This is a genomic window from Nostoc sp. (assembly GCF_036917155.1).
In the GTDB taxonomy this organism is placed as follows: domain Bacteria; phylum Cyanobacteriota; class Cyanobacteriia; order Cyanobacteriales; family Nostocaceae; genus Nostoc.
In genome coordinates this window covers 46,583-57,519 of sequence record NZ_JBALDZ010000178.1, presented here as the reverse complement: position 1 = coordinate 57,519, position 10,937 = coordinate 46,583, and the positions used below count along the sequence as shown (strand labels likewise).

The following is a 10,937-nucleotide window of genomic DNA, read 5'->3' as shown; positions in this document are numbered from 1 at the left end:
GCTGTTTAATATTCAAGATTATTCATAGTTTCACTACGTCTCTGATTAACTCAGCCCTGCTGAGTCGTTTTGCATGGCTTAGTCTAAACTCCAGTGATAACGAGTTTCTTATTAAAGTTATTGAGGCGACACGGGGCAAAAGTGAGCATGAAGCGGGTTATATTGGCGGGAATGCAGCGACGTTAGCAGTGAAAGTTGATCAGGCTGCGTTGGAAGGGAGAGATTTTAGTGACACAGTAATAAAGGGTGCTGATTTTAGTAATGCTCGCTTACAGTATGTTAATTTTAACGGAACGAATTTAGTTGATTCAACTTTTACTCAACTTTTTAGCAGAGTTCATTGTGTTGCATTTAGTCCTGACGGTAAATTTTTAGTGGCAAGTGACTCAATAGGTCAAATTTACCTATGGAAAATAGGAGAAGAGAAACAAATTTTTGCATTTCAAGCGGATACTCTTTGGATATGGTCAATCGCTTTTAGTCCAGATGGTAATATTTTTGCCACTGCTGGGGGAAGTAAAACTATAAAATTATGGGATTTAAAAACAGGTCAACTTCTAAAAACTTTAACAGGACATACCAATTCTATACGAACATTATCTTTCAGTTTAGACGGGCAAATTATTGCTAGTGCAGGCGAAGATGAAACTATACGTCTGTGGGATATTAATTCAGATGAGCATTTAAAAATCAATCTTGAAGATACTAATAGAGTCAATTCAATTGCTTTTAGCCCTGATGGAAAAATAATTGCGACCAGTAATTATAATGCCCAAAAGATATGTTTTTGGGATGTTAAAACCCAGATTCCGCAGGTGCGATCGTAAATGCTGTATTTTAAAAATGACCTAAATGCTGCATTTTAGAAGCATGATAGCATCACCATCAGATATCAGGGTACAAGATATTGACCACTGCGGCATAGTCGCAGGCATCTGTGATGAGATGAATCTAGTAGAACAAATTAACCGACTGCTGGGAAGGTAAACGCATAGGCGCAACTCTTGGAGACGCTACGCGTAGCAAGATCCCCGTAGGGGTACGCCTTCCCGCAGGGTAGGTACGCAGAGTTTTGCCAAAGTTAATTCGCTATGAATTAATGAAATGTTGTACTTAGTGACCGACTGGTGCTTTCACTCCTGCACCGCCTTTACCCAGGAATAATAATAGGGGTAATGAGCAAAGGAATCCTATGCCTACGACTCGAAAGCAATCTGCGTAAGATAAAACAGCAGCTTGAGTATTTACTGTTTGACTTAATAAAGCTAGTGCTTGTTGTTGCGCTGTTGCCGCATCCATGCCTTGTCCTTGAAGTGCCCCATTGAGCAAGTCGAGACGTTGACTGGTTTCTGGGTCATAAGGGCTAAGTTTTCCTAACAGGATATCTCGATGAAAAGTCTGTCTGCGGTCAAGCAGAGTAGTAAGTAGGGCAATGCCGATACTGCCACCTAGTTGTCGAGTCAGGTTGTAGAAACCAGAACCGGCAGAAATATCTTTTTTGGGTAGCGGGCCTAAAACTGCCAAACTCAAAGGGAGAAACATAAATACAGTAAAAGCTCCGCGCCATACCAATGGCCAAAATAAATCGTCTGTCCCGCTTTGTGGGGTAATAGCTGCCAACTGAAACATGACTCCAGATGAGCCGACAGCGCCGACCGCAATTAAAAATCTGGCATCAACTATACTAGTCAGTTTGCCTAATAAAATCATCCCGATCGCAGAGGCTAAAGCCCCAGGTGCTAACAATAGTCCTGTTTGTGTTGCCGTAAATTGCAGCACGCTCTGAGCGAATATCGGCACAGCAAAGAGTGCGCCATAAAGCCCCATACCCACCACTGATGAGAGAACGCTTCCCGCAGCTAAAGAACGGTGACGCAAAACTCTCAAATCCACAGCTGGGTGATCTGTTTTCAGTTCTCGCCAAATAAACAACCCCAAGCCCATAATACCGAGAATAGTCAGAGAGACGATGAAACTAGAGGAAAACCAGTCGTCTGTTTCGCCTTCTTCTAATACAGTTTGTATGCTACCGACAGCCACAATTAAAAACCCAATTCCCCACCAATCAACAGCTTGATTTTGGGTATCGTTCTTGTCTTTATTCTTTGGCAAAAACGCCAAAGACATCAGGACTGCAATGATCCCAAAGGGAATGTTAACAAAGAAAATCCAGCGCCAGCCTAAACCATCTACTAAGAATCCTCCTAAGGTTGGGCCAATTGCCGGGCCAGCAATTACACCCACGCCAAAAACTGCTTGGGCTAAACCTTGTTCAGCTGGGGGAAAAGTCTCGAACAAAATCGCCTGGGCTTTCGCTAGCAACCCACCACCGCATAAACCTTGGAGAATTCGAGCCACGATCAACATCGGTAGATTGAAGGACAGCCCACATAAAATAGAGGAAATCGTAAAACCAATCAGCGAGAAGATAAAGTAGGTTTTGCGCCCAAAATAATCTCCTAACCATGCAGATAAGGGAATTAAGACGACGTTAGCGATCGCATATCCGCTAACTACCCAACCCACTTCACTAATTGTTGCACCCAAAGTTGCTTGGATATCAGTCAGAGCTACGTTGACAATACTAGTATCAATTACTTCTAGTATTGCACCAAGGGAAGCCGTAAATGCGATCGCCCACTTCAACGGCCCGTGGACATAACCAAATTGGTCAATACTAGAACCTTTAATGTTGGTAGCCATTATTTAGCACAAATAATATCTGAGAAATGTCAAACCATGCCTTGGTTAGCCTACGCCGACGCCAAAGCTAAAATTAAATTTTGTATACATACGCTACGGTAGCGTATCATATAAAAATGGTCAAGAGAGTTCTTCCTGAAAAGCGGCAGAAATACCTATGCTAAAGATGGATGGTCATTGCTGCTGTTTTCGTGCATAAGAATTGGGTTATCAGGCTTATTTGTTTCCCAGAAGCTATGTTCTATGCCCAACAGTGGAGTAAATGGCCAAAAAGATATTGCTTAGGGATGATATTTTTATGAGTAAGCAAATTAATAGCACCTCTGGACGCCCACGCAGCATCCACGCAGACCAAGCGATTCTGCAAGCAACTTTGGATTTGCTTGCAGAGGTAGGGTATGAAAATATGAGCATAGAAGCGATCGCTTCTCGTGCTGGAGTTGGTAAAACAACCATCTATCGGCGTTATACTTCCAAAGAAGAACTAGTTGCAGACGCGATCGAAAGTCTGAGAGATGATTTAGCGATCCCCGATACTGGCAGCTTTTGGGGAGATATGGATATCCTCATCAATCATACCGCCCAAAAAATAGATAGTCCCCTTGGTCGTCAGACGATTGCCCTGATAATTAGTACCGCGTCTAGCAATCCTCAATTTGCAGAGGTTTACTGGACAAAATATACTAAAATCCGACGTGAAGCCTTGTCTAAAGTACTTAAGCGTGCAAAGTCTAGAAATGAAATTCACAAGGATGCGGACATTGATCTAGTTATCGACCTTTTAAGTGGGTCACTCTACTATGCACTTATTTTTAAACCCATAACCGAGCCAGTAGAAGCGTATATGCGCCGCACAATGAATCTTCTCCTCAAAGGTATTGGGTATGGGGCATAGGGGATTGGGGATTGGGGATTGGGGATTGGGGATTGGGGATTGGGGATTGGGGATTGGGGATTGGGGATTGGGGATTGGGCATTTCCGAAAAAGATGTAGAGACATGACAATTCGCGTCTCTACAAGGGTTTCAGGTAACGCATAATTAATTTTTGGAGATGTCTGTTGGGCACAAGAAAGTAAGGAAGCAGAAGGGAAGTTGCAGTAAGTGTTTCCCCCATGCCCCATGCCCCATTCCCATTTCCAACTTGTTGCCAAAATAACTTTTCACGAACGGTTGTAAATGAGATGATGGATTAATTAGAGAAAAAGGTGAACAATTGTTATTTTTCTCCTTCCGCTTCTGGTTGCAGAATAGCATTACAGTACTGAATGAGGGTTGTCAAGCGATCGCTAATCGTTTGAAGTCTCGTTTGTGCAGTCGATGCTTGCCGCGCTCCTTGGAAAAACATCACATCTATTGCCAAAAGGCGCAATTGCTTGCTCATTTCCGTTTGATAAGACTGCACTCGCCAGTTTTCATCAGCCAAAGGCACAATCTGCTGGCCGAAAAATTGCTGCAACGAGGCTACACGCTGCCGCAGTTCGGGCGCAACGATTTGGGTTGTTGTGGCATCGGAGCGTAATTGCTCTAACAAAGTTACGAATGCCAGATATTTCTCACGGTTTAAAGACATCCAGTGCTAGTTAAGATAGTATTAATGTCAAGTAATTTTTCTTCTACAATAAACTTTCTTAAAGACTTATCACCATTAAAAGCCTCAAATCATGGTTTGAGGCTTTGTTTGCTATCAATGGCTGTTCTTTTTTTATGATCCATGAAACCCAAACTGGATGACTACCATCAGCAATTGGAGAATCATCCTTACACTGCTTTTTCTACCCTTCTCTGGGTGACAGCATCTTCTTAAGGCGATGCTGCCAGTTTTATTTATTTTTCACTTATCTACCGATCCACTCTAAACCCTATTTTATGAGCAGTCTAGCTATTAATTCATCAGTTGATCTAGCCATTCCGGAATGGTTGAAAAAATGTTTGAAGGAGTCATCGACAAGTAGCGACGCAGCTGAAGATGACCGAAGGCATAGTGATGCAGTATTAATTGGTCGCGCCTTTGAATTTGCTTACCAACTGCATCAAGGTCAATACCGCAAATCTGGAGAACCATATATTGCTCATCCCATTGCTGTGGCTGACTTGCTGCGTGACTTGGGGGGTAGTGCTGCTATGATAGCAGCTGGATTTCTCCATGATGTTGTCGAAGATACAGAAGTCACAAGTCAAGAAATAGAAGAACGCTTTGGCCCAGAAGTGCGGCAATTGGTGGAAGGTGTGACCAAGCTTTCTAAGATTAATTTCACCAGCAAAACCGAAAGCCAAGCCGAAAACTTCCGGCGGATGTTTTTGGCAATGGCGCAAGATATTCGGGTAATTGTGGTGAAATTGGCAGATCGTTTGCATAATATGCGAACTTTACAATACATGTCAGAAGCCAGCCGCCGCCGCAGTGCCCAAGAAACGCGAGATATTTTCGCGCCTTTAGCTAATCGCTTGGGGATTTGGCGGATAAAATGGGAACTGGAAGATTTGGCTTTTAAGTATTTGGAACCAGAAGCTTTTCGCCAAATGCAGGAGTATGTTTCCGAAAAACGGACGGCGCGAGAAGAGAAACTGGCCAAAGCTACAGACATTTTGCGAGAACGTTTGCAGCAAACCGGAATTCACTTTCAAGATATCAGTGGTCGTCCCAAGCACCTTTATAGCATTTATCAAAAAATGCATCGGCAGCAAAAGGAATTTCATGAAATTTACGATTTGGCGGCGCTGCGAATTATTGTTCAAACTAATCAAGATTGCTATCGGGCGTTGGCGGTGGTTCATGATGCTTTTCGCCCAATTCCTGGGAGATTTAAGGACTATATTGGACTACCAAAGCCTAACCGTTACCAGTCATTGCACACTGGGGTAATTGGATTAACTGGCCGTCCTTTAGAGGTGCAAATTCGGACAATCGAAATGCATCACATTGCCGAGTACGGGATTGCCGCCCATTGGAAGTACAAAGAAACAGGTGGTTCTAGTATTAGCCATTTGACAGGGACAGATGACAAGTTTACTTGGCTGCGGCAACTGCTAGAATGGCAAACCGATCTCAAGGATGCACAAGAATATCTTGATAGTGTCAAGGACAATCTATTTGAAGATGATGTCTATGTCTTCACCCCTAAGGGGGATGTTGTTCCTTTAAGTCCTGGTGCTACAACTGTAGATTTTGCTTATCGCATTCATACAGAAGTGGGAAACCACTGTTCAGGGGCGCGGGTGAATGGGCGAATGGTGCCACTGTCAACGCGGCTGCAAAATGGCGATATTGTAGAAGTTCTAACCCAAAAGAACTGCCATCCAAGTTTAGATTGGTTGAACTTTGTCAGAACTTCGGCGGCGAAATATCGGATTAAACAATGGTACAAACGATCGCGCCGGGAAGAAAATGTCGCCCGTGGACGGGAGTTGTTAGAAAAAGAACTTGGTAAAACTGGTTTTGATAGTTTGCTGAAGTCGGATGCGATGCAAATTGTTGCTGAAAAGTGCAACTATCACAGTGTTGACGATTTACTTGCTGGTTTGGGTTACGGAGAAATTACGCTGAACCTAGTGCTAAATCGCTGGCGAGAAGTGGCGAAAGGACAACAACCAGTTGCCACTGTGTCGCCATTTATCCCCAAAGAACCGAGTACATCAAAAGCTTTGCGAGATGCACCTCCAACTACCTCACGTTCCACAGATTCGCCAATTTTTGGGGTGGAAGGGTTGGTGTATTATTTAGCTGGGTGTTGTACCCCGATTCCTGGCGAACCGATTATTGGTGTGGTAACGCGAGGTAGGGGGATTTCAATTCATCGCCAAGGCTGCCATAATCTGGAGTGTGTGGAGTATGAACGCTTAGTACCAGTTAGATGGAACCCAGGCGCCGAAAATAGTGGTCGTCCGCACACGTACCCAGTGGATGTACAAATTGAAGCTCTAGATCGTGTAGGGGTACTAAAGGATATTTTGTCACGGTTGAGTGACCAAGGGATCAACGTCCGCCATGCCCAGGTGAAAACCTCTATTGGTCAACCTGCATTGATGGACTTAGGAATAGATATACGCGATCGCTCGCAACTAGAGCAAGTGTTCGTCCAAATTAAGAAAATGAGCGATATTTTGAATATCCGCCGCGTTGGTCAAATTGACGAATAGATGTGCCAATTAGTAGTGGCGTGGCAAGGCTAAAATGTTGCAAAAAAATTGTCGGTTGGGTGGCGCTCCGCGCAATCCAAACGACGTCTAATGGGCTATTTTAAGCTGGTTTTTCACCTCACTACTCAATCTACACGACATTTCTTACTCTCAGATGAGCGTAGTGTATGATCGATAAGGTTATTCGGTTCTGGTGGGAGTCAGCTACCAGAGGTAACGGGGAAAGTTCGGTGCAAATCCGGCGCTGTCCCGCAACTGTGAACCAATTTGAGATTAAGGAACTCAGTAATCGAAAATCCCAAATTGAGTGAGTCAGGATGCCCGCCGAAATAGATTTATCAGTTTCACATATCTGCGAGGTACAGATGACTACTACTGTAAATATTTCCCCAACCACTCCCTTGGGTGTTACGGAACATACTTTATTTGTTTGCAAAACCTGTGCCAGTGTTTGGCAAAATGGCAAACCTTTCGGTGAAAGTGGTGGTCAAAAACTTCTAAACCAACTTCAGCAGCTTGCACAAGATTGGGACTTACGAGATGAATTCCCGATTCAGGAAGTTGAATGTATGAGTGCTTGTAATCGTTCTTGTGTAGTCGCCTTTGCTGCCAAAGGCAAATTAACATATTTATTTGGCGACTTAGCCGTTGATGGTAGTGCTTTTGCGGTACTGCAATGTGCTAGTCAATACTATGGTAAAGCAGATGGTTTACTGCCTTGGTCAGAGCGTCCAGAAGGAATGAAGAAGGGCATTTTAGCAAAAATTCCACCTTTATCTTAATGATGCGCGTTTTGATTCTGGGTGGGACGGGAGATGCAGCAGAACTAGCTGCCAAAGTTGCGACTATCCAAGGGTTAGAAGTAATCACCTCCTTAGCTGGTCGCACCCGTGAACCGTCAGTACCCTTGGGCGATTTACGGGTTGGAGGCTTCGGTGGTGTGGCTGGATTGGCTAGCTATCTGCGGGGGGAGCAAATCGATTTATTAATTGATGCAACCCATCCTTTTGCTAATCAGATTTCCTTCAATGCGGCAAATGCGGCAACGGAAGTCGGAGTACCCCGTCTAATGTTAATTCGTCCGCCTTGGGAAAAAGTCAGTGGCGATTGCTGGATTGAAGTTGAGAGCGTTGAAGCCGCAGCAACAACCCTGCAAAACCAGGCACAGCGCGTTTTTTTGACAGTTGGCAGGCAAGAACTCGCAGCTTTTGCTCACCTAGAGAAAATTTGGTTTCTGATGCGGATGATTGACCCTCCTGGCGATGATGCTTTAGTACCGCCGGGGATGGTATTGTGCGATCGCGGGCCGTTTACTCTCAATAATGAAAGACAAATCCTGATTCACAACGACATTGATACCATCGTCAGTAAAAATAGCGGTGGCGATGCCACAAAACCCAAGATTATTGCCGCGCGAGAACTGGGCATAAAGGTTGTGATGGTAAATCGCCCAGCAATACCGCCAGGAGAGCAGGTTAGTAATGTTGATGATGCTTTGGCGTGGCTATGTAAGTAGGGAATGGGAAGTGATGCCCAATTTCCGTATAATACATGGGAAACTTTTAGAATATCCGCGATCGCACTAACGACTTCCATGAAAAATCTAGTTCTATCTGCTATAGCCCTCACCACCGTATCTGGATTCGCTTTCGGGAAAATGCAAACCGCCTCTGCTTTAAATTGGAACTGGAATTATTCTGGTGATGGCATATTGGCAAACGGTACTTTTACCACTAATGACACCCCTAACGATTTGGGTTTTTACCTGATTTCGGGAATTACTGGTACACGAAATGGTGAAACAATTACTGGTCTGCAACCCGCCGGGACTCCTATACCAGGAAACGAACCTTTTAATGTTGATAATTTAATTAGTCTTAATACTCAGCAGTTAACAGGTGATGGTTTTGGGTATTCTACTTCGGCAGGAAACTATTCTAATCCATTTTTCGCGAGTTTTTTGCCGACACCAACTTATTTAGAGGTTTTTTCCGCACCGCCAATCATACCAGGTTTTGAAAATTTGGGATTGGAAGATAGTCAGTTACCCATTAGTTTTTCTGCGAGCATAATCACCATCCCTGAATCCACTTCTATTTTTAGCTTACTAGTCCTCGGCACTCTGGGCGCATCTTCAGTACTCAAACGTCACAAGCTATCCAAATTCACTCAGGGGAAGCTCGAAAAAGTTTCCTAAAACAATCATAACAATTGAAAATTGTACTCTTACAGAACATCTCGTAGAGAAGAAAGTTTCAGATGGAGATTTCAAGCCTGACTGTAGCAAGATCCCTCAGGGTAACTTTCGCTATGTTTTAACGTTCGCTCTTATACCCTTAAAAATACAATAAAAATTGCGATTTCTCTATAGGCTCTACAGATTAGAGTAATATAGCAACGGTGGTATCATTGCATTCAAATGATACCGTAATTTTGTCTAGATATAGAATTCTATCGCCCTACTAAGGGTAGATTATTTCTAAAAGGAGTTTGCTGCAATGTCTACAACACCAACTACTCGATTAATCTTAGAGACTTTACTCCCCCATCTCAAAGTAGCAGCAGCCTATGCCAATTTTCTGCAACCAAAAATTGCTGCACTTCCTGCCAAAGAACAAGCAAAAAACTTTTTTGCTGCTGCCCTTACTGATGCAGATGTGGCTATTCAAAATCTAATAGAAGTAGTATTACTGGCCACTTTCCCAGATATTCGCTTTTATGGTGAAGAATATGAAAGTTCTAATAATACCAAGTATTTTCGGTCTAACGAACTCGGTTCAGAAGGCGATTACTTAGTCACACTCGACCCGATTGATGGCACGAAGTTTTACATGGATGGACATTCTAATTACCAAATTATTCTCAGTATTCTAAATTCGGATGACTTTGAAGCAGTAATTGCTATTTCTCCTGCCCAAAACATTTATTTTTACGCCCTTCGAGGTGAAGGTGCTTTTAAAGGGACGTTGGAGATGAGCTTAGAAGCCTGTGCCCCATTACATATAACATCCGCTCAACCTGCTATTTTGTTGGGATGGGGAATGAATTCTATTGCTCATTTACTAAAAGATCGATATAAAGTAATCGATATAGCGGCCGATTACTCTAGTGATATTCAGATTCCCAATCTTAATGGTATTCTCAGTGGCGACTTGAGTGGAGCAGTCATCAAATCGGGCAAATTTCTTGATAGTGCTGCACTCGCTTTTATTGCGAAAGAGGCTGGCTGGATTGTGACTACTCTCGACGGTTCGACTTTACCGCCACTGCATACTTGTAAAAACTATAGCCTGCCTGGATTGATAGTAGCGGCCTCAAAATCTGTTCATCAACACCTGCTGTCAGCGATGCAAAGCCTAGCTGTTTGAGGGTTAATCAATATCGGGTACTGTTGCATCTACAGGTTGATATTGAAGATGAGTTAGTCCAAGTATTCTGTTTAGCTTGTGAGGGCAGATCTAGATCACAAATAGACATCTCCAGAAATTAAATATGCGTTATCCAGAGTCCTTGTAGAGACGTAGCACTGCTACGTCTCTACATTCATTTTCGGAGATGTCTAATGAAAATGTACTCTCAACGACTCTGTTTAGAACCACTAGAACCGTATCATGCCGAACTGCTTTTTGATGGATTAGAGAGTGCGAGTATATACGATTTTATTGAAGATGTGCCGCCACAAAGCGTTCAATCGCTTCGCGATCGCTACATGGTTTTGGCACGTCGTCAATCACCAGATGGAACGGAGATTTGGTTGAACTGGGCTGTCTGCTCTCTTGTAGAGAAATGCTACGTTGGATATGTTCAAGCAACAATTACTAGAGATAATAGTGCAATGCTTGGATATGTGTTTTTCCCTAATTTCTGGGGAAAAGGTTATGCGCTCGAAGCGGTGGAGTGCATGATTAATTATTTAGTTGAGACATACCAAAATCTTAATTTTCGCGCTAACGTTGATGTAGAAAATCATCGTTCTATTGCCTTATTACATAATCTGGGATTTGTCAGATCGACATTTTTTCAAAATATTGAGTCTCACCAAGATAAATTCAACCACGAAGTACAGTACCGCAAATCCTGATAGATAATTAATTC

At 43.2% G+C, this 10,937-nt stretch carries 10 protein-coding genes, 1 pseudogene and 1 riboswitch; of the genes and pseudogenes, 9 read left to right on the top strand and 2 right to left on the bottom strand.

The window, feature by feature from the left end; genetic code table 11:
* The coding region (locus V7K67_RS23795) for a WD40 repeat domain-containing protein (RefSeq protein ID WP_335168676.1) at nt 1–827 on the top strand (827 nt) is incomplete at its 5' end.
* 43 nt (nt 828–870) lie between these two features.
* Nucleotides 871–981, top strand: a pseudogene (locus tag V7K67_RS23790) (DUF4277 domain-containing protein); the annotation flags it as partial.
* 132 nt (nt 982–1,113) lie between these two features.
* Here the strand turns inward: V7K67_RS23790 and V7K67_RS23785 are convergent.
* The gene (locus tag V7K67_RS23785) at nt 1,114–2,703 is read right to left on the bottom strand and encodes a DHA2 family efflux MFS transporter permease subunit (RefSeq protein WP_335168674.1); all 1,590 of its coding nucleotides are present in this window, start codon (nt 2,701–2,703) and stop codon (nt 1,114–1,116) included.
* Between the two features lie 298 nt (nt 2,704–3,001).
* On the opposite strand from V7K67_RS23785, the gene V7K67_RS23780 reads away from it, so the two are divergent.
* On the top strand, nt 3,002–3,598 hold the full coding sequence (locus V7K67_RS23780; RefSeq protein ID WP_334709387.1) for a TetR/AcrR family transcriptional regulator: 597 nt from the start codon (nt 3,002–3,004) through the stop codon (nt 3,596–3,598).
* 323 nt (nt 3,599–3,921) lie between these two features.
* Here V7K67_RS23780 and patD read toward each other — a convergent pair whose 3' ends face one another.
* Nucleotides 3,922–4,275: a heterocyst frequency control protein PatD gene (patD, locus tag V7K67_RS23775; protein ID WP_335168672.1), complete on the bottom strand. Its 354-nt coding sequence runs from the start codon at nt 4,273–4,275 to the stop codon at nt 3,922–3,924.
* A 296-nt stretch (nt 4,276–4,571) separates the two neighbouring features.
* Between patD and V7K67_RS23770 the strand changes: the two genes are divergently transcribed.
* From V7K67_RS23770 to V7K67_RS23745, 6 genes are all read left to right on the top strand, one after another.
* The gene (locus V7K67_RS23770) at nt 4,572–6,842 is read left to right on the top strand and encodes a RelA/SpoT family protein (protein ID WP_334733182.1); all 2,271 of its coding nucleotides are present in this window, start codon (nt 4,572–4,574) and stop codon (nt 6,840–6,842) included.
* 168 nt (nt 6,843–7,010) lie between these two features.
* Nucleotides 7,011–7,185, top strand: a riboswitch (cobalamin riboswitch).
* Between the two features lie 22 nt (nt 7,186–7,207).
* The gene (locus tag V7K67_RS23765) at nt 7,208–7,624 is read left to right on the top strand and encodes a DUF1636 domain-containing protein (RefSeq protein ID WP_334733181.1); all 417 of its coding nucleotides are present in this window, start codon (nt 7,208–7,210) and stop codon (nt 7,622–7,624) included.
* 2 nt (nt 7,625–7,626) lie between these two features.
* Complete coding sequence (locus V7K67_RS23760) at nt 7,627–8,358, top strand: cobalt-precorrin-6A reductase (RefSeq protein ID WP_335168678.1); 732 nt, start codon at nt 7,627–7,629, stop codon at nt 8,356–8,358.
* 3 nt (nt 8,359–8,361) lie between these two features.
* Nucleotides 8,362–9,039, top strand: coding sequence for a PEP-CTERM sorting domain-containing protein (locus V7K67_RS23755; protein ID WP_335168669.1), 678 nt, complete (start codon nt 8,362–8,364; stop codon nt 9,037–9,039).
* A 301-nt stretch (nt 9,040–9,340) separates the two neighbouring features.
* Nucleotides 9,341–10,210 (top strand): inositol monophosphatase family protein, encoded by an 870-nt coding sequence (locus tag V7K67_RS23750; RefSeq protein ID WP_334733179.1) that lies wholly within the window; start codon nt 9,341–9,343, stop codon nt 10,208–10,210.
* 194 nt (nt 10,211–10,404) lie between these two features.
* A complete protein-coding gene (locus V7K67_RS23745; RefSeq protein WP_335168667.1) occupies nt 10,405–10,923 on the top strand; it encodes a GNAT family N-acetyltransferase in 519 nt (172 codons plus the stop codon).
* The last annotated feature ends 14 nt before the right edge of the window (nt 10,924–10,937 follow it).